Origin of the sequence: Faecalibacterium sp. DFI.5.82 (assembly GCF_029076575.1) — a bacterium.
Lineage (GTDB): Bacteria > Bacillota > Clostridia > Oscillospirales > Ruminococcaceae > Faecalibacterium > Faecalibacterium duncaniae.
The window spans coordinates 75499-94061 of record NZ_JARFIS010000001.1 but is presented as its reverse complement, the minus strand read 5'-3'; the positions used below and the strand labels follow the sequence as shown (position 1 = coordinate 94061).

Here is an 18563-nt window from a genome sequence, read left to right as displayed (position 1 = left end):
CGCCGTGACGAAGTACGACCCGAGAAAGAACGCGGAGGGCTACAACGACCCGACGCCATACGCAGCCGAAAAACACATGATGGCGCAGATCCGCGGCAAGCAGGCCAGAGTCGCCGGCGGCTACTTCGAGAATATCATCTCGGCCTCGTGCGACTACTACCTCAGCCGCGGCCTCGCAAAGATCGAAAAGACGCCGGAGCCCATGAAGCCCCTCGGCGCTAAGAACCGCAAGGGCCAGTTCCTCGCCTGCTATACCAAGCAGGCCCAGCCGGACTATGGCGGCACCCTGAAGGGCGGCCGGAGCATCTACTTCGAGGCCAAGCACACCGACGACGAGCGCATCGAGCAGCGCCGGCTCACTCAAGAGCAGCAGGACGACCTCGAGGCCCATCACAAGCTCGGCGCCATCGCCTTCGTGCTCGTCTCCGTGAGCCTGACGGACTTCTACCGCGTGCCGTGGCCCGTCTGGCGTGATATGGCCGAGATTTACGGCCGCAAGTACATGACGCACGCAGAGCTCTCCCGCTACGAGGTGCCGGCGACGGCCGGCTTCATCAAGTTCCTGCACGGCATCGAGTCGGAAGTGCCCGGAAAGGAGGCAACAACGTGATCCCGTTCCCGGATAAGAAATACAGCATCATCTACGCCGACCCGCCGTGGAGTTACAGCGACAGCGGATGCTCGGGCGCGGCTGCCGCGCAGTACGCGACCATGAGCATCAACGAGCTGAAGCAGCTCCCCGTCAACCCTGCGAGGGGGGGGGGGGGGTATAGCTGCTGACGACTGTGTGCTCTTTATGTGGGCCACATACCCGAAGATGCAGGAGGCCCTCGACCTGATCGAGGCGTGGGGCTTCAAATACAAGTCGATCGCCTTCCAGTGGATCAAGCAGAACCGCAGCGGAAACGGCTACTTTTTCGGCCTCGGCCGCTGGACTCGAGGTAATACCGAGCCCTGTCTGATCGCTATCAAAGGCAAGCCGAAGCGCATCAGCGCCGGCGTCGGTCAGCTCGTATTCTCGCCGCTGCGCAGGCACAGCCAGAAGCCCGCCGAAGTGCGCGACAAGATCGTCGAGCTGATGGGAGACCTGCCCCGCATCGAGCTTTTCGCCCGAGAAGCCGCCCCGGGATGGGACGCGTGGGGCAACGAAGCGCCGACGCCTGAAGTCAAGGACGTGCCAGCCGACAGCGTCGAGCTGGCCGGAAAGGAGGAAACGCATGAACCAGACAACCAAAGAGACCCGGCGCCGCAGCTATGACGCCGTACTCCCCAAGCGGGCCGCCCGCTGCCGCCTGATCCTCGAGACCCTCGGCAACCGTGAGCTCACGGCCAGCGAGATCACTGAGGAGCTCGTCGCAGCCGGCCGGATCCCGTACTTCAACCGCAACTACGTCGCCCCTCGGCTCACAGAGCTGAAGGAGATCGGGATCCTCACGACGGTCGGCCGCCGTAAGGCCACCCGCTCGGACGCCACCGAGGCCGTGTGGGCCAGAGCGGAGCCTTCAGGCCCCACGGGCCAGACGGCCGCAGCCTACGCAGACAACCCGACCGAGGCCGAGCAGATGACGCTCGGATCGGCCACCTGAGAGGAGGGCCAGCATGGAACGTCTGACCCACGAGAGAGTCAACGGCATCAAGACGGGCTACTGGAGCGCAGCCACCAAGGAGGTGCTCGTCCAGAAGCTCGCCGCCTATGAGAACACGGGCTATGAGCCCGACGAGATCCGCGCAGCCATTGAACGGGCTGCCAAGAGCAGCGAAACCAAAACCGCGACAGTCATGGCCGAGTGTATTGCGGGCGCCCTGAAGGACACGCTCGAGAAGTACGGAACGGCCGGAGACAAAGAGAAAGGAGCAACCACATGAACGAACAGAACCAGCGCGACAGCATCATGTCGATGGCTCGCGGCGCCTTCGAGGAGCGCGTCGACTATGAGATGGACAAGGTGATCCAGAACATCCTCGACCCCAACACGAAGGCCACGGCCAAGCGCAAGATCACCCTCACCATCGAGCTGACCCCGGACGACGAGCGCCGCACCATCGGCGTCTCCGTGACGGCCAAGTCTACGCTCGCAGCCACCAACCCCGTCGCCACGGCCCTCTATGTCACCTCTGACGGCAACGGCGAGCTCGTCGTCGCCGAGATGGTGCCGCAGGTGCCCGGCCAAATGAACATGGACGGCACGCAGCAGGAGGCCCCGAAGCTCCTGAAGCTCGTCCAGCACGCATAACAACCCACAACACAAAACAAGGAGGACAACACAATGCTCGCAAAAATGATCGACAAAATCGTCAGCCTGAAGGAGACCAAGATCTTCGAGATCGGCGGCCAGACCTACGCCGACGCATCCCTCACCCGCATCCCGCCCCACGTCGACCGCCCCGACTGCATCAGCGTCAGCGGCCTCGATAGCATCTGCAAGCTGATCCGCACCGAGCTCGAGAAGGTCGGCACGACCATCATGGTGCAGGTCAAGAGCAACGACACCGTCGAGGTGATGACCACCTACCTGAGCGACTTCTCCCGCAACACGCTCTACCGCGCCAAGGCTGACGCCCCGGGCCTGTACACCGGCTTCAGAGGACGCGAGGTAGCTCTGATCGAGCTGCGGAGCCTCTGCATCCCCAACGAGGGCACGACCTACCTGCTCGACCTGCTGAGCCGCATGACCAACGAGAACAGCGTCAGCACCAACGACAACGGCGTCACGCAGACCGTCGAGGCCCGTCAGGGCGTCGCCCTCAACGCGGTCGTCGAGATCAAGCCCCGCGTCATGCTGCGGCCGTTCCGCACCTTCCTCGAGGTGGAGCAGCCCGAGAGCGAGTTCCTGCTGCGCGTGGATCCCGACGAGGGGATCGGCTTCTTCGAGGCTGACGGCGGCATCTGGAAGCTCGAGGCCAAGAAGAACATCGCCGACTACTTCCTGAAGAACATGGGCGATCTGATCGACGCCGGCAAGGTCGTCGTCATGCAGTAAATGGAGCGCCGGGCGGGCTCCGGCCCGCTCGGCTTTTCTGAAAGGAGCAGCACCGTGAAAGAATACGAAACCCTCACCCGTGAGAAGGTCGACGTCGCGCCCTTCGGCTGCGGTATGCCGGAGACCCACCTGATGCAGGACTGGAGCGACAGGATGCTCGACCTGATCCTGAACGGGCCCACCATCAACGGCATCAAGAAGGACGAAGTGCGGGCCATGCTGCGCGAGACCTACGCGGCCCTGAAGCAGTACGAGAAGATCGGCCCGATGGCCTCGCCCTTCATCAACGACCCGACGGCCATCGTGGCCCGGGCCTTCTCTGAGCTCTACCCCGGCGTCGAGTACGTCGCGCAGTACGTCCCCGACCTGCGGGACGAGACCAACGGCACCGCCTACGGCCTGACCATCTTTCCCGACGACGGCAGCACGCCGATCGTCTGCATCTCGGCCGAGGCGCCCATCAGCGCCGCCCCTGAGCTGCTGGCGCACGAGCTGGCACACGTCGCCACCCCGGAGGACACGGAGCACGGCGAGAGCTGGAGCGCAGCGTCGGAGGCCATATTCACGAAGTACAACGAGCTCCTCGACGCCATGATCCCCGACGAGCCTGAGCCCATCCTCTCGCCCCACCGGCCCGGAGACGGCGGGATCCTCACCATGCCGCTGCGTGATAACGTCCCGGAGCCTCCGACGGACGACTGGCAGCTCACCACCTGCCCCGTCTGTGGCGCTGAGTGCTGGCAGACAGACACGGCCCGCCGGATCCTCGCACTGGAGCCCGACGTCCGAACCGCCTGCACAGCCTGCGCGCTGAAGGGGCTCGGCAAATAATACTGGAGGTAATACATGAACAACGAAAGAAACAACAAAACGGCCGGCGGGATCGGCTTCTGCGGCCTTCTCGCCGTCGCCTTCATCGTCCTGAAGCTCACCGGCGTCATCAACTGGAGCTGGCTATGGGTACTGGCCCCGATCTGGATCCCGACCGCCATCACCCTCGCCATCATCGTGATCGTGCTCGTGGCCATACTGGTCAGAGAGCTGACGAAGGGAGGCCGCCCGTGATGACCACGGAGGAACGCCGGACCCTGCTGGATCGTGCGATCACGGCCTACGGCGCGCCGGCACAAATGGACATGGCCGTCGAGGAGATGGCCGAGCTGACCAAAGCCCTCTGCAAGGTGAAGCGCGTGAGCTGCGCCGCAGAGGCGAGGGCTGCACTCGAGAACGCGGTCGAGGAGATGGCCGACGTCCAGATCATGCTCGACCAGCTCCGCATCATCTTCCACCGATCTACCGAGGAGATCGAGGAGGCGAAGCTGGAACGGCTGAAAAACCGTCTTGACGGCCAAAACAACTGGCGGGACTCCAGCCTTCACAAGTGGATTGAAAATCAATTCTCAGCAGGAGGTGACGGCCATGAATAAACCACAGCCGCAGACCGGCCCCGAGATCGAGGAGTACAGCACCACGGCAACGCCCAAGGCATACGCCGGCAGCGTCCCCGTGTTCTGCGCACACGACGCCATCGTCCCGCTGAAGGATCTGCGGCCTAACCCCAAGAACCCCAACCAGCACCCGCCGGAGCAGATCAAGCTCCTCGCCTCTATCATCCGGGCGACCGGCTGGCGCGCTCCGATCACCGTCAGCAAGCGCAGCGGGCTCGTCACCAAGGGCCACGGCCGCCTCATGGCCGCGCAGCTCGATGACCTGACCGACGCCCCGGTCGACTATCAGGACTACGCCAGCGAGGCCGAGGAGCTGGCCGACCTGACGGCCGACAACCGCATCGCGGAGCTCGCCACCACCGACAACAAGATGCTCGCCGAGGTTTTCGCCGACATCGACACCGGCGAGATCCCGTTCATGCTCAGCGGCTACACCGAGGACGACTACGGCAACATCGTGACGGCCCTCTCTGAGGCGCTGCACACCAAGGAGCCGAGCGACGACCCCGACGCCGAGATCCCGACCCCGGCCGCGCCGGTCACGCAGTACGGCGACCTCTGGATCCTCGGCCGGCACCGCGTCCTCTGCGGAGACTGCACCCGGCCGGAGGATCGCGCCCTACTGCTCGACGGCAACAAGCCCGAGATCCTGCTGACCGACCCGCCCTACTGCTCGGGCGGCAGCAAGGAGTCACAGAAGTCGACCGGCAGCATCGGCACCGAGCGAAAGAACGGCAAGGCCCCGAAGATCGCCAACGACATCCTCAGCACGCGCGGCTACCAAAACCTGATCCGCGGCGCGCTCACCGACATCCCCTGCCTCTACGCCTACATCTTCACCGACTGGCGTATGTGGGTATATCTGTTCGACCTCGTCGAGGCGGCCGGCTTCGGCGTCAAGTCTGAGATCGTATGGGACAAGGGCACGCCGGGCATGGGCGTCGGCTGGCGCTCGCAACATGAGCTCATTCTGTTCGGCGCCAAGGCTGCCACGCACTTCGACGGTCACAAGGGCTACGGCAACGTCCTGAGCATCTCCCGCTCCGGGAATGAGCTGCACCCCACGCAGAAGCCCGTCGAGCTGCTGGAGAAGCTGGTCGACAACACGGACTTCGCCACGGGCGTCTATGATCCCTTCGGCGGCTCCGGCACAACGCTGGCCGCCTGCGAGGCATACGGGCAGCCCTCCTACATCATGGAGCTGACGCCCGCCTTCACGGACGTGATCGTCAAGAGGTACATCAGAATAACAGGAAAGACAACCGTGCGCTGCGTCCGTCAAGGCCGAGAGCTACCGCGCGAGGAGATCGCCGCGATCTTCGAGCCTGACGAGGAAGGAGGTGAGCAGGAGTGACGCCCTGACATAATGAGCGAGAAGCCGATCACACAACGGATCAAGGACAGGCTCGCGGCCTACACCGCCATGCTGAGGGACATCGACAACCAGCTCGAGCGCCTCGACCGCATGGAGATGACGATGGCCTCCCCGCCCGGCCCTGATCTGACAGGTATGCCCCGCGGATCTGGCACACCATCCGACCGCACCGGCATGATGGTGGAGCGGAAAATGGAGCTCGAGGAACAGATCGACCGGCTCAAGGCTGAGGAGAAGCAGGAGCGCAACGCCATCGAGGGCCTGATCCTCCAGCTCTCCGACCCCGACGAGCGCGCCGTCATCCGGCTGCGCTACTTCGACCGGGCCGACTGGGAGAGCACCTGCGGCGTCCTGTTCGGTGATCGGCGGGACTACATCGACAGAGTGGACGCCTACCAGAACAGGACATACAAGATCCACGGCCGCGCCCTGCTCAACCTCGCCGCCGTACTGGACGAGTTGGAGCCCCTGCCTGAGCTGCGGCAGTAAAACGCAGTAAAAGGAACAAAAGGGAAGTAAAAGGAATTGAAAAGCAGTAGCGACCCGTGCTATCCTATATCCTGCAAAAGACCGCCGGACACACGGGCAACGCCGTGACAATTCCGAGCGGCTGACCAGAGGAAAACCGAATAACAACCGACGGCAAGAGGCCGACGGGCGAACCAACGCCCGCCGGTCTCTTTTTGCATATTCAGGAGGTGACAATAACGGCAAAGGCAACTATCACCATGCAGGTCGAAAACTTCCAAAAGCTCATGGACACTGTCGCGCAGATCGACGAGCAGGGCCGCAAGGCCGTGAAGGCCACCGTCCGCGACGTCAAGGCCAGAGCGCCGAGCTGGATCGCTCAGGAAGTCACATCGGTCTACAACATCAAGAAGGGCGAGATCACCCCGTCCGGCAAGAACAGCAGCAAGCCGAAGAAGATGGCGGGCAGCGTCAACGTCTCGGGAGAGACCATCGAGGAGCTGACCATCACCTACTCCGGCCGGATGCTCACCCCTGTGCGCTTCGGCATGACACCAAAGACCGCACCGCCGGGCAAGAGCTACACGCTGCGGATGCAGGTGGTCAAGGGGCAGAAGAAGGTCATCGGCCGTTACCTGAACACCCGCACCCCGGGCGGCCCGTACTCCGAGCGATCGCACAACATCCTCATGGGGACGGGCAACACCAAGGCCGGCGGCGTCAGCGCCATTCCATTCCAGCGAATGAGCCGGACGCGCACCGACATCAAGAAGTTCACCACCATCTCGGTGCCCTCCATGATAACCAGCGAGCGCACCAATGAGAAGATAATGACCCGACTCCAAGAGGAGACGGCCAAGCGCCTCCAGCACAACCTCGACCGAGCTCTCGGGAAGTAGCCCACAGCGGCCCGCAGGGCGCCCACCACGGCGCCCTGCACCGAGCCCGGCCCCACACCGCCAGACGCGCACAGAGCGCGCCACAGCGCCGCGCAGACGCCTCCACGGCCGCGCGCAGCGCCGCAAGGTACTGTGACGGGCCTCTCTGGCCTGCGGTGCTGGCGAGCCCAAAAAACGCGCAGCCGGGGAAAATTTTTTTCGGGCCGTTTCGTTTCGCCCGAGCGGCAGAAAGGAGGGAACGCCATGCCGAACCCAACCAACAACAAGCTCGTCGACAGTAAGACCATCGCGGCCCTGTTCGACATGACGCCCCGCCGAGTGCAGCAGCTCACCAAGGAGGGCGTCATCACCGCGGTCAAGGAAGGCAACGCCAACCGCTACGACCTGCTGCCGACGATCCAGAGGTACATCCGATACCTGACGGCCAAGGCCAACGGCCGGGAGCCGTCGAAGAAGGACAGCGAGATCGAGGGCCGGCGTCTGGAGGCTGAGGCTGACCTCAAGCGCAGCAAGGCAGACATCGCCGCCCTCCAGCTCAGCGAGCTCGAGGGCACCATGCACCGCAGCGAGGACGTCGAGGCTGTGATGACCGACCTCGTCTACAATATCAGGTCGATGCTCGTGGCCCTGCCGGGCCGTCTGGCCGTCGACGTCACCGGCGCAGCAACACCCGCCGAGGCGTCCGAGATCATCCGCACAGAGGTCTACAAGATCCTGACGGAGCTGGCCGGCTATAAATACGATCCCGAGGTGTACGCCCGGCGAGTAAGGGATCGGGAAGGCTGGGGCGAACAGCTCGCCGATGACGCGGACGACTAAAAAAGCCGCCGCGAAGCTCAATACCGCCATCGCCGGAGCGGTCAAACGCTTCGCCCCGCCTGAGAGTCTGACCGTGGACGAGTGGGCCGACAAGCACCGCCGCCTCTCCCCGGAAAGCTCAGCCGAGGCCGGCCCGTGGCGCACCAAGCGCACCCCGTACCTCGAGGAGCCCATGCGGGCCTTTACGGATCCGAAGGTGCACAAAATAGTCATGGTAGCCGCTTCTCAGGTCGGCAAGTCCGAGCTCGAGCTCAACATCATCGGCTACATCATCGACCAAGACCCCGGCAGCATCCTCTACGTCCACCCGACCATCGACGACGCCCGAAAGTTCAGCCGCCTCCGCGTGGCCCCCATGATCCGCGACAGCAAGCCCCTGAAGGCGAAGGTGCACGACGTCAAGGCCAAGGACAGCGGCAACACGATCCTCCAGAAGTCTTTCCCGGGCGGTATGCTCACCCTGACCGGCTCCAACAGCGCCTCGGCTCTGGCCTCCACGCCCGCCCGCTACATCATCGGCGACGAGCGCGACCGCTGGGCGACCAGCGCCGGCACCGAGGGCGACCCGTGGGCGCTGGCCGAAGCACGTCAGGCCACATTCTACAACGCGAAGGCGGTCGAGGTCTCGACCCCGACCATCAAGGGCAACAGCAACATCGAGACGAGTTTTTACCAAGGCACGCAGGAACGCTGGTGCCACCGCTGCCCCGAGTGCGGGGAGTACAGCGAGATCGTGTTCGACAATATCCATTTCGACCCGGAGGTCAAGCGGATCCGCGGGAAAAAGTCGTGGAGCCTCAAGAGCGGCGTCTCGTGGAGCTGCCCGGCCTGCGGCTGCCTGATCCCCGAGGACGTCATGCGAAAGCAGCCGGCCAAGTGGATCGCCGACAACCCGGACGCCTACAAAAAAGGCGTCCGTTCTTTTTGGCTCAATGCCTTCTCGAGCCCGTGGACTCCGTGGGAGAAGATCGTCCTCAAGTTCCTCGACGCCAAGGATGACCCGCAGCGCCTCAAGGTCGTCTACAACACCCTGCTCGGCCAACTGTGGGAAGATCGCGGCGACCTCGAGGACGAGGACACCATGCTCGCCCGCCGCGAGGACTACGGCACCCGCCCGGACGGCACCCCTGTGGAGCTGCCTGACGGCGTGCTCGTGCTGACCTGCGGCGTCGACACTCAGGACAACCGCCTCGAATACGAGGTGGTCGGTCACGGGAAGTACGGCGAGACGTGGGGCATCGTCAAGGGCTACATCATGGGCCGACCAGACACCCCGGAGGTCTGGCAGCGGCTCGACGACGTGGTCGGCCACGTCTACAAGTTCAAAAACGGCCGCGGTCTGAAGATCTCCATCACCTGCGTCGACTCCGGCGGCCACTTCACCCAAGAGGTCTATGAGGCGTGCCGGGCCCGCGTCGGCAAGCGCGTCTTTGCCATCAAGGGCAAGGGCGGCGACGGCATCCCCTTCGTCTCGCCTCCGAGCAAGGTGCCGATCCGCGACAACAAGCGGATCACCTGCTGGCTCTACACCATCGGCGTCGACGCCGGCAAGGCGACGATCATGGCTAATCTGAAGGTGCAGGAGGCCGGGCCGAAATATTGCCATTTCAACCGGCACCCCGACGCCGGTTATGACCTCAATTTCTTCAACGGGCTCCTCTCTGAGAAGCTGGTGCTCACGCACACACGCCGCGGCGACCGCTGGGCGTGGGAGAAGCTGCCCGGCCACAACCGCAACGAGGCCCTCGACTGCCGCGACTATGCCAACGCCGGCCTCAAGATCATCAACCCTGACATGGACGCCATCGAGCGCCGCCTGCAAGGGCTGGAGGAAAAGCCGAAGGCCCCGCAGCAGCAACGGCAGCGGCCACGGCACAACCGGGCCGACGCCTTCGACGACTGGTAAGGAGGACACACCACAATGAGAAAGACCCGCGAACAAATCGAGTACCAGCTCTCCATCAAGAGGAACCGGCTGGAGCTCTACCTGAAGCGAGAGGCCGAGATGCTGGACGGAGGCGTCCAGAGCTACGGCATCGGCTCGCGCAATCTGGCCCGCTACAACACCGACCTCGGATCCATCCGGGCCGCCATCAAACAGCTCGAGGCAGACATCGAAGCCCTCGAGGCCGCACTGAACGGCGAGAAGCCGCGAAAAGCTGTGGGAGTAGTGCCCCGAGACTGGTGAAAGAAGCCCCAAAAGGGGCTTTTTTCATAGGCCGACGCCGGGAGTTTTCGCTCCTTTTCTCCCGGCCCGGCCATCTTCACCATGAAGGAGGTGAGCACCATCAGCAAAAGAAAAAGCAGAAGCCGCCCACAAAACAGGCGGCAGCAGCCGCGCCCCGTGAATAAGGGCTACGGCGACGCCGGCGCAAGCTGGCACAAGAAGGCGACCAAGGGCTTCAGAGCTATGAGCGGCAGCCCGAAGGAGGACATCGACGCCAACAACTACACCCTGCGGCAGCGTGCCCGGATGCTTTACATGGCAGCCCCGATCGCCACCTCTGCCATCCGCACCAACCGCACCAACGTCGTCGGCATCGGCCTCCAGCTCAAGAGCCGGATCGACCGCGAGGCGCTCGGCATGACGCAGGAGGCCGCGGACGCATGGCAGGCTCAGGCCGAGCGGGAGTTCGCCCTCTGGTCTGAGAACAAAAGGGCGTGCGACGCCACCGGCGTCAACAACTTCGCAGCCATGCAGCAGCTCGCACTCTCCTCGTGGCTGGTCAGCGGCGACGTGTTCGCCGTCGTGAAGCAGTACGAACCGACGCCGCTCACGCCCTACTCGCTGCGCCTTCACCTGATCGAGGCCGACCGAGTCGCCACACCGACGACCTCCGGCATCATCACCCCGATGCTGCTGACCACCGGCAAGGCGGCCAACGGCAACACCATCTACGACGGCGTCGAGGTGAACGGTGACGGCCAGATCGAGGCGTACCACATCCGCAGCACCTACCCCTTCGAGCTCGGCAGCACGACGACAACGTGGGCCCGCGTTCAGGCATACGGTGAGCGGACTGGCCTGCCGAACATCCTGCACGTCATGGAGAGCGAGCGGCCGGATCAATACCGCGGCGTCAGCTATCTCGCGCAGGTCATCGAGCCCCTGCTCCAGCTTCGCCGCTACACCGAGAGCGAGCTGACCGCAGCGGTCGTCGAGTCGTTTTTCACGGCCTTCATCAAGACCGAGGCAGGCGCCGGCGACAACCCGTTCAACGAGGTCGGGAGCAGCCTGCCGGAGGTGAGCCGAGATCCTAACGAGTACGAGATGGGCCCCGGCCAGATCAACATCATGGAGCCCGGCGAGGACGTGACCTTTGCAGACCCCAAGCGGCCGGCCAGCGGCTTCAACACCTTCCTGCGCGCCATCTGCGAACAGGTGGGCGCCGCGCTCGAGATCCCGGCCGACCTGCTGCTCAAGAGCTTCAACAGCTCGTACAGCGCCAGCCGTGCCGCCCTGATGGAGGCGTGGAAGGCGTTCCGCATGAGGCGCAAGTGGTTTGTCGATGACTTCTGCACGCCAGTCTATGAGATCTGGCTCTCTGAAGCCGTCGCCCGCGGCCGCATCAGCGCCCCGGGCTTCTTCGCAGACCCGACGATCCGCGCCGCATACCTCGGCGCCGAGTGGATCGGCCCCTCTCAGGGACAGCTCGACCCGACGAAGGAGATCACGGCCGAGATCCTCGCCATCGGCGAAGGCATCACGACCAGAGAGCAGGCGACCATCCGACTCAACGGCGGCCAGTGGGACGCCAATGTCGACCAGCTCGCTCGGGAAAACGAGAAACTGCGCGCAGCGCAGGGGCAGGTCGACCAGAGCACGGCGGCCAGCGGCACGATCTCCGCAGCTCTGCGGGAGGCGATCGTCGCCGAGGCCATCAAAAGCATCAAGGAAGGAGACAAGCATGAGAACGCATAACACTCCCCGGCTCTGCGCCGGGCCTCAGACTGCGGGCACGCCGATCAAGTTCTGGAACGTCGCCAGCACCGGCGACGACGAGGGCGAGATCACCCTCTACGGCGACGTCGTGAGCCGCCAGCCTGTGGACTGGTGGACGGGCGAGCCCGAGCCCGGCCTCTACATCGCGCCCGAGAGCTTCATGGAGGATCTCGCGGCCGTCAAGGGCAAGAGCAACATCACCATCAAGATCAATAGCTGCGGCGGCGACCTCTACACCGGCATCGCCATCCACAACGCCATCAAGGGCCTGACCGGCCACAAGGTCGTCGTCGTGGAAGGCATCGCAGCCAGCGCGGCCAGCGTCATCGCCTGTGCAGGCGACGAGGTGCAGGTCTATCCCGGCAGCATGGTGATGATCCACGGCGTCGCCGGGCTGCTCTACGACTACTACACCCTCGCAGACCTGAAGAAGCTCCAGAAGGACTTCGACGCGAGCGAGCGGGCCATCGCGGAGATCTACCACGCCAAGACCGGCATCGAGGTCGACCAGCTCCGCAGCATGATGACCCGCGAGACGTGGATGGTCGGGCAGGAGGCCATCGACAACGGCTTCGCCGACACCCTGCTCACGGACGAAGGCCCCGACGTCACTCTGAGCGCCGACAAGAAGGTGCTCCTCGTCGCCGGCATCCGGCACGACGTCAAGGGCTTCAGGCGCATCCCGGGGACGATCCCCATCGACAACAGCATCCACGCCGCCCCTGCGGCTGGAAATAAACACGCGGCCGCCAAGAACGACGGCCCCAAGAAGGAGGACAACAAGACCATGACCCTCGAAGAAATGAGAGCACAGCACCCCGACGTCGTGGCTCAGATCGAGCAGCAGGCGGCCGAAACTGCCAGAACGCAGGAGCGCGCCCGCATCGAGGCCATCGACAGCATCGCCGCAAGTGTGGGCGACGCGCAGCTCGTCAGGGACGCCAAGTACGGCGAGACCCCCTGCACCGCTGAGCAACTCGCGCTCAAGGCCATGCAGAAGCAGGCGGCCCTCGGTGCCAAGCACCTGAAGGACGCCAAGGCTGACAACGACGAGTCCGGCGCTGCCGGCGTCGGCGCTGCCCCTAACGGCGGCGAAGAAGGCAGCGAAAGCGACGACAAGGCAAAGGTGGACGCCATCGTCGGCCTCTACAACTCCACCAAGTCTCAGAACGGAGGTAAGAAGTAATGAGCAAGAGACTGGACGAAAACCTCGGCAGCGTCGGCTATGACGGCCTGATCGTTGCCAACGAGCCCGTCGCTGACGTGCTCACCGTGACCATCCGCAAGGAGGCCACCGCCGCGGCCACCTATAAGCGCGGCACCGTGATGGCTCTGTCTGCCGGCACCGCCGGCGACGGCAAGCTGGTGATCCTCGGCTCCACCGCGACCACCAACGAAACCCTGACCGCCAACTGCATCCTCGCCGAGGACGTGGAAGTCGGCACCACCGCGGACGTGACCGTGCTGGCCTACCGCACCGGCCACTTCGCCCGCAACAAGCTGGCCGTCGCAAGCGGCTACACCCTGAAGGCAACCGACGAGGAGGAGCTGCGCAAGGCCGGCATCCTGCTCTCCGACGCCATCGAATACTAAGAGAAGGAGGACAACAAAATGCCTTTTAACTTCTACGACACCCACACGCTGCTCATGGCCGTGCAGCAGCTCACCCCTGCCGCGACCTTCCTGCGTGACCGCTATTTCCCCACCAACGACGCGAGCGACATCTTCGCCACCGATGACGTGCTCGTCGAGTTCCGTGACGGCAGCAAGAAGCTGGCGCCCTTCGTGGCCCCTCGCAAGGGCGGCGTCACCGTCCTGCGCGCCGGCTACAATATGGAACGCTACACCCCGCCCTTCGTGGCTCCCCGTCGCGTCCTGACCCTCGACGAGCTGCGCAAGCGTGGCTTCGGCGAGGCCCTTTACTCTCAGCTCACCCCTGAGCAGCGCCAGCAGACCCTCATCCTGCGCGACGCTGACGAGCTGGGCGAGCTCATCACCAACCGCGAAGAAGCGATGGCCGCCGAGACCATGCTGACCAACGGCTGTGTGATGAAGCACATCGCCGACGACGTCGACAAGGCTGACGAGATGGAGATCCGTTTCTACTCCGAGGCCAGCAACCCCGCAACCTACACCCCGACGGCCAAGTGGGACGCCACCGGCGGCAAGATCCTGAAGGATCTGGAGGCTATGATCCGTATGCTGACCAAGCGTGGCCTCCGCGCCTCCGATCTGGTCTGCTCCCCGGACGTGGCTGACACCATCATCAACGACGCGGCCGTGCAGAAGCTCCTCGACAACCGCCGCATCGAGATCGGCAACGCGGAGCCCGAGCTGCTGCCTGACGGCGCTGCCATCGTGGCCCGCCTGAACGTCCTCGGCCGCATCATCAGCGTCATCTCCTACGACCTGACCTATACCGACGACGAAGGCAACGACAAGCTCTACATCCCGTCCGGCAAGTGCGTCCTCACCGCTCCCGGCGCTGGCCGCACCGCCTACGGCGCCGTCTCTCAGGTCGAGCAGAGCGACGGCGAGTTCCACACCTACGCCGGCCGCCGCGTGCCGAAGTATGTGAGCAGCGCCGAAGGCAACAGCCGCACGCTGACCATCTCCAGCCGCCCGCTGATGATCCCCAACAACAAGAACCCGTTCATCGTTGCGGACGTCCTGACGGACTGAACGCAGCAGAAAGGAGCAGAGCATGATCCAGATTATCAAGGGCACCTTCGGCTACTATAACGGCCGCAAGGTGATCCCCATCACTGAAGCAGACGGCCCTCAGAAGTTCGACGACGAGCTGGAGGCCCGTCTGGTGAAGGAAGGCGTCGCCAAGTACATCGGCGAGCAGGACGAGCCTGCCGAGCAGCCCGCACCCGATCACGGCGACGACGCCGACGAGCCTGCCAGCACCAACACCGCGGCCGACGAGGCCCCTGAGTACGACGAGGACATGAAGCTCGACGAGCTGAAGGAAGTGGCCGCGCGCTATGGCGTGGACGCCTCTGCCATGCGCAAGAAGGCCGACGTCATCGCTGCCATCGAGGCCGCCAAGGCCGAGCAGCCCGATGACGGCACCGACGACGAGGAGCCCCCTCAGATCGGCGCCGCCGATCCTGTCTGATGGCCTTCAGCTTCAAGGCGATGGTCGAGGCCGACCGCCGGCGCACGTTTCTCAATCTCGACGAGTTCGGTGAGAAGCACACCGTCGAAGGCCGGGCCATCGCTGCCGTGCTGGACGACAACGCCCTGAAGGAACGCCAAGGGGGGCAAGAGCTGAGCGTCGCGGAGTCCTCTCTGCTGCTTTACGCGGCGGTCGAGGATCTGCCTGCTCGGCGCCCGGCGGGCGAAGGGCTCAACGTCGACGGCCGCGAGTACATCGTCAACGACTGGAGCGAGGACATGGGGATCGCCACCGTGGCCCTCGGCCAGACCGTCACCATGTAGGAGGTGCCGCCATGTCCATCGTCAACAGCATCGAAACCGTCCGGGACTGGCTGACCGCTGAGGTCTGCCCTCTGGTCAAGCTGAAGCTCCCGGACGATAAGGCCACAGACGCCTCCTACCCCTACAAGCTGGTCAACCCGGCCGCCTTCTCGCTTTTCGTTCCCTCAAAGGACAGGACGCCGCCGAACATCGCCGCACCGATCCCGTCGGTCTGCGTGCAGCTCGTTCAGGGCGACGACCGCCTGATCCGAAGTGCCCGCAGCGTCAAGATCCGGCTCCTCTTTTCGGCGTGGGATCCCGGCTATCACGGGCCCGACATTTACAAGCCGAAAGGCGACGGCAACGGCTCCTACGTCCAGCAATACAACGAGGCCGCGGCGGCCTACTTCGTGAAGAACGGAGAGGGCTGGCGTGACGCATGGAATTTTGTGGACACAGCCCTCCGACGGATCGAAAACGCCGAGTACCTCGGCGACCTCCGCGTCATCAAAGAGGAAGGCATCTCCTTCGGCCCCGTCGCCGAGCAAGACGCCGTCCCCGACTTTTACCCGTACTGGTTTGCGTGGGCTGAGTTCTCCGTCGAGGAGGCGCTGACCCGCAACCCGGAAAGCTACCAACACCTGCTTTAAGGGCGGCCCTGTGGCTGCCCTAATTTCATGCAAAGGAGGATAAGCAGATGGCAAACGAATACCTCTACGGCGCCTACGGCCACATCGGCGAAACTGTGGCACAGAGCGCCGTGCAGGCGGGCACCACGCCGGTCTATATCGGCACGGCACCCGTCAACCTCGTGCGCGGCTTCGGCAAAGCCGGCGTCATCAACGCGCCGATCAAGATCACCAGTCTGGTCGACGCGCAGAAGAAGCTCGGCTACGCGGCCGACTGGGGCACCTTTACCCTGTGCGAGGTTATGTACGCACATTTCAACAACACCCTCGGGAACATCGGCCCGATCTACGTCATCAACGTGCTCGACCCCTCTGAGGGAAAGCACCGCAAGGAGGAGGCCACCACCAAGACCCTCGCCTTCACCGGCGGCCGTGCCGAGTTCGCCAGCAGCACGATCATCCTCGACACGCTGACCATCGCAAAGGCGACCAGCGGCAACTACGTCGAGGGCTCTGACTACGCCGTGGACTACAACTTTACCAAGGGCACGGTCATCATCACCAGCCTGAAGGACGACGCGCAGCTCACCGGCAACCTGACGGCCACCTTCTACGAGGTGGACGACAGCGTCGAGGACAGCGACATCATCGGCGGCGTCACCTCCTCCGGCGAATACAGCGGCCTGAGCGCGATCACGCTGCTCTATCCCGAGCAGTTCGCGGTCTGCAATCTGATCGCGGCCCCCGGCTGGAGCCACAGTCCTGCCGTCTATAATGCTATGCTGACGGCCAGCCAGAAGATCAACGGCCACTGGGACGCCTTCGTCGTGGCTGACCTGCCCCTCGTGGACAGCACCGCGCAGGCGGTCGACACGATCACCAAGGCAATCGCATGGAAGAAGGCCAACGCCTTCACCGGCGAGCGCTCCAAGGTCTACTGGCCGCAGGGCGTGGACAATCTCGGCAACGTGTACCACCTGAGCACGATGGCCGTGGTCGAGCTCATGCGCGCCGACTTCAGCCACAACAGCGTCCCGATGGAGACCTGCGGCAACAAGGCTATCCCCATCATCAAGCAGTATTTCGGCGCCAACGCCAACAACCGCGGCTTCGACCAGCAGACCGGCAAGGAGCTGACGCAGAACGGCATCAGCACCGCCGTCGCGTGGGGCGGCGAGTGGGTACTGTGGGGCGACCATACCGCCGCCTATACCTATGGCGCAGACGTGGATCCCCGCGCGATCTTCGACGTCTCCATGCGGATGCTCATGCACATCACCAACAGTTTCCAGCGCGAGTGGAGCCCTGAGATTGACAGCCCCATGACCCGGGCTCTGAAGGATCGCATCATCAACCGCGAGCAGGAAAAGCTCGACGGTTATGTGAGCATGGGCGCCCTGCTGGGCGAGCCTGTGATCCTGTTCCTCGAGAGCGAGAACAGCACCACCGACGTGATGAATGGCGACTTTCGCTGGGACATCGCCGTCACCCCGACCCCGCCCCTCAAGTCTGCGAGCGTCTACGTCGCATACACCGACGCGGGCTTCTCTGTCTACTACGAAGGAGGTGACGAGTAATGGCAAACCTGTGGCTCGACCTGAAGGGCCCTATCCTCGCCGACACCGTCTACATCGGCGGCACCCTCGTCGCCAAAGACGTGACCATCTCGCTGCCGGCCGTCACTCCCGTGACCGCTGACTTCAAGGCTATGGGAACCTACACCGCCCCCATCCTCGGCCAGATCGAGGCTATGGAGGCGTCCATCACCAAGATCGGCATCGACCTCGGCCTGCGGAACATGATGAAGCTCGAGAGCAAGACCATCGAGATCCGCTGGGCTCAGGACGTGAAGCAGGCCGACGGCTCCACCAAGACCGAAGGCTGCAAGGCGTTCCTCCGCTGCGTCTCCAAGGGCATCCCGGGCCTCTCTGTGGATCCCGGCAACACCAGCGAGAACGAGGCCACGTTTGCCGTGAGCCGCTACCAGCTCTACGTCGGCGGCGCTGAATACTGGCTGATCGACCAGCTCAACACGATCCTGCGCGTCGGCGGCGTCGACTACGCCAAGGACATCCGCAGCCTGCTGTAACCCGAAGGGCGCCGCGCCTATGCGGCGCCCTCTATTTATAGAAAGGAGACGCACCCAATGAAGAACACCATCAAGCTCGACAACCCCGTGCAGATCAACGGCAAGAGCTACGACGAGCTGACCTATGACATCAGCGAGATCACCGCACAGGCGTTTGCTGAAGCTGACGCCAGAAAGCTGAGCGCCAGCGGCTCCAAGAACGGCAACGCGGCCGGCGCGGCCGAGCTGGACTACGGCCTGCACCTCTACCTCGGCTTCGCTGCCATCATCGCCATCAACCCCGAGATCGACATCTCCGACCTCGAGCGCGTCCGCGGCTACGACGTTATGAAGATTATGAGGATCGGCCGGGATTTTATTTCCGGGAAGTCGGAGGAACCCTACACCCCCGACAGCTCCGACGCGCAATCCGAGACTACGCCCGAGCCTTCCACACGTCGACGCGAGACCTCGGAGAGCGAAGGCTGACCGACTTCCTGACCGAAT

The 18563-nt window shown here is 64.0% G+C and carries 24 protein-coding genes and 1 pseudogene; all 25 read left to right on the top strand.

Annotation, left to right across the window (positions count from 1 at the left end; genetic code table 11):
* The first annotated feature begins 4 nt into the window (after nt 1–4).
* The 25 genes and pseudogenes from P0G09_RS00540 (at nt 5) to P0G09_RS00420 (ending at nt 18545) form a co-directional block, all read left to right on the top strand.
* Nucleotides 5–610, top strand: coding sequence for a Holliday junction resolvase RecU (locus tag P0G09_RS00540; protein WP_256175079.1), 606 nt, complete (start codon nt 5–7; stop codon nt 608–610).
* Nucleotides 610–1258, top strand: a pseudogene (locus tag P0G09_RS00535) (MT-A70 family methyltransferase). Before P0G09_RS00540 ends, P0G09_RS00535 begins: the two are co-directional and overlap by 1 nt.
* Entirely contained in the window at nt 1218–1586 is a 369-nt protein-coding gene (locus P0G09_RS00530) for a hypothetical protein (protein WP_008981445.1), read from the top strand. Before P0G09_RS00535 ends, P0G09_RS00530 begins: the two are co-directional and overlap by 41 nt.
* Nucleotides 1587–1599: 13 nt before the next feature.
* Entirely contained in the window at nt 1600–1866 is a 267-nt protein-coding gene (locus P0G09_RS00525) for a hypothetical protein (protein WP_256175083.1), read from the top strand.
* Nucleotides 1863–2234 carry a hypothetical protein gene (locus tag P0G09_RS00520; protein WP_195385495.1) on the top strand — a complete coding sequence of 124 codons (372 nt, stop codon included), beginning with the start codon at nt 1863–1865 and terminating at the stop codon, nt 2232–2234. The genes P0G09_RS00525 and P0G09_RS00520 overlap by 4 nt, the downstream gene beginning before the upstream one ends.
* 33 nt (nt 2235–2267) lie before the next feature.
* Nucleotides 2268–2981: a hypothetical protein gene (locus P0G09_RS00515; RefSeq protein WP_256175084.1), complete on the top strand. Its 714-nt coding sequence runs from the start codon at nt 2268–2270 to the stop codon at nt 2979–2981.
* A 54-nt stretch (nt 2982–3035) separates the two neighbouring features.
* Nucleotides 3036–3812: a hypothetical protein gene (locus P0G09_RS00510; protein WP_256175086.1), complete on the top strand. Its 777-nt coding sequence runs from the start codon at nt 3036–3038 to the stop codon at nt 3810–3812.
* A gap of 15 nt (nt 3813–3827) precedes the next feature.
* A complete protein-coding gene (locus P0G09_RS00505; RefSeq protein WP_256175087.1) occupies nt 3828–4046 on the top strand; it encodes a hypothetical protein in 219 nt (72 codons plus the stop codon).
* Nucleotides 4046–4408 (top strand): hypothetical protein, encoded by a 363-nt coding sequence (locus P0G09_RS00500; protein WP_256175089.1) that lies wholly within the window; start codon nt 4046–4048, stop codon nt 4406–4408. The genes P0G09_RS00505 and P0G09_RS00500 overlap by 1 nt, the downstream gene beginning before the upstream one ends.
* On the top strand, nt 4401–5783 hold the full coding sequence (locus tag P0G09_RS00495) for a DNA methyltransferase (protein WP_256175091.1): 1383 nt from the start codon (nt 4401–4403) through the stop codon (nt 5781–5783). Before P0G09_RS00500 ends, P0G09_RS00495 begins: the two co-directional genes overlap by 8 nt.
* A 69-nt stretch (nt 5784–5852) precedes the next feature.
* A complete protein-coding gene (locus P0G09_RS00490) occupies nt 5853–6293 on the top strand; it encodes a hypothetical protein (protein WP_275251655.1) in 441 nt (146 codons plus the stop codon).
* A gap of 209 nt (nt 6294–6502) precedes the next feature.
* Nucleotides 6503–7171 carry a serine/arginine repetitive matrix protein 2 gene (locus P0G09_RS00485; RefSeq protein ID WP_275251654.1) on the top strand — a complete coding sequence of 223 codons (669 nt, stop codon included), beginning with the start codon at nt 6503–6505 and terminating at the stop codon, nt 7169–7171.
* 243 nt (nt 7172–7414) lie between these two features.
* Nucleotides 7415–7990, top strand: a complete 576-nt coding sequence (locus P0G09_RS00480; protein WP_256175097.1) for a protoporphyrinogen oxidase — start codon at nt 7415–7417, stop codon at nt 7988–7990.
* The gene (locus P0G09_RS00475) at nt 7974–9896 is read left to right on the top strand and encodes a phage terminase large subunit family protein (protein ID WP_256175099.1); all 1923 of its coding nucleotides are present in this window, start codon (nt 7974–7976) and stop codon (nt 9894–9896) included. Before P0G09_RS00480 ends, P0G09_RS00475 begins: the two co-directional genes overlap by 17 nt.
* Nucleotides 9897–9911: 15 nt before the next feature.
* The gene (locus P0G09_RS00470; RefSeq protein ID WP_118647711.1) at nt 9912–10178 is read left to right on the top strand and encodes a hypothetical protein; all 267 of its coding nucleotides are present in this window, start codon (nt 9912–9914) and stop codon (nt 10176–10178) included.
* 156 nt (nt 10179–10334) lie between these two features.
* Entirely contained in the window at nt 10335–11912 is a 1578-nt protein-coding gene (locus tag P0G09_RS00465) for a phage portal protein (protein ID WP_256175101.1), read from the top strand.
* A complete protein-coding gene (locus P0G09_RS00460; protein WP_195385487.1) occupies nt 11899–13119 on the top strand; it encodes a head maturation protease, ClpP-related in 1221 nt (406 codons plus the stop codon). The genes P0G09_RS00465 and P0G09_RS00460 overlap by 14 nt, the downstream gene beginning before the upstream one ends.
* The gene (locus P0G09_RS00455) at nt 13119–13526 is read left to right on the top strand and encodes a head decoration protein (protein WP_256175102.1); all 408 of its coding nucleotides are present in this window, start codon (nt 13119–13121) and stop codon (nt 13524–13526) included. Before P0G09_RS00460 ends, P0G09_RS00455 begins: the two co-directional genes overlap by 1 nt.
* An 18-nt stretch (nt 13527–13544) precedes the next feature.
* Nucleotides 13545–14615 (top strand): major capsid protein, encoded by a 1071-nt coding sequence (locus P0G09_RS00450; protein WP_256175104.1) that lies wholly within the window; start codon nt 13545–13547, stop codon nt 14613–14615.
* 22 nt (nt 14616–14637) lie between these two features.
* A complete protein-coding gene (locus P0G09_RS00445) occupies nt 14638–15057 on the top strand; it encodes a Rho termination factor N-terminal domain-containing protein (RefSeq protein WP_195385484.1) in 420 nt (139 codons plus the stop codon).
* On the top strand, nt 15057–15380 hold the full coding sequence (locus tag P0G09_RS00440; protein ID WP_033121172.1) for a sugar ABC transporter ATP-binding protein: 324 nt from the start codon (nt 15057–15059) through the stop codon (nt 15378–15380). Before P0G09_RS00445 ends, P0G09_RS00440 begins: the two co-directional genes overlap by 1 nt.
* 11 nt (nt 15381–15391) lie before the next feature.
* On the top strand, nt 15392–16009 hold the full coding sequence (locus tag P0G09_RS00435) for a hypothetical protein (protein ID WP_256175105.1): 618 nt from the start codon (nt 15392–15394) through the stop codon (nt 16007–16009).
* 47 nt (nt 16010–16056) lie between these two features.
* Nucleotides 16057–17565, top strand: a complete 1509-nt coding sequence (locus tag P0G09_RS00430) for a phage tail sheath family protein (protein WP_195385481.1) — start codon at nt 16057–16059, stop codon at nt 17563–17565.
* Nucleotides 17565–18077 (top strand): phage major tail tube protein, encoded by a 513-nt coding sequence (locus P0G09_RS00425; RefSeq protein ID WP_195385480.1) that lies wholly within the window; start codon nt 17565–17567, stop codon nt 18075–18077. The genes P0G09_RS00430 and P0G09_RS00425 overlap by 1 nt, the downstream gene beginning before the upstream one ends.
* 57 nt (nt 18078–18134) lie before the next feature.
* Entirely contained in the window at nt 18135–18545 is a 411-nt protein-coding gene (locus P0G09_RS00420) for a phage tail assembly protein (protein WP_195385479.1), read from the top strand.
* The last annotated feature ends 18 nt before the right edge of the window (nt 18546–18563 follow it).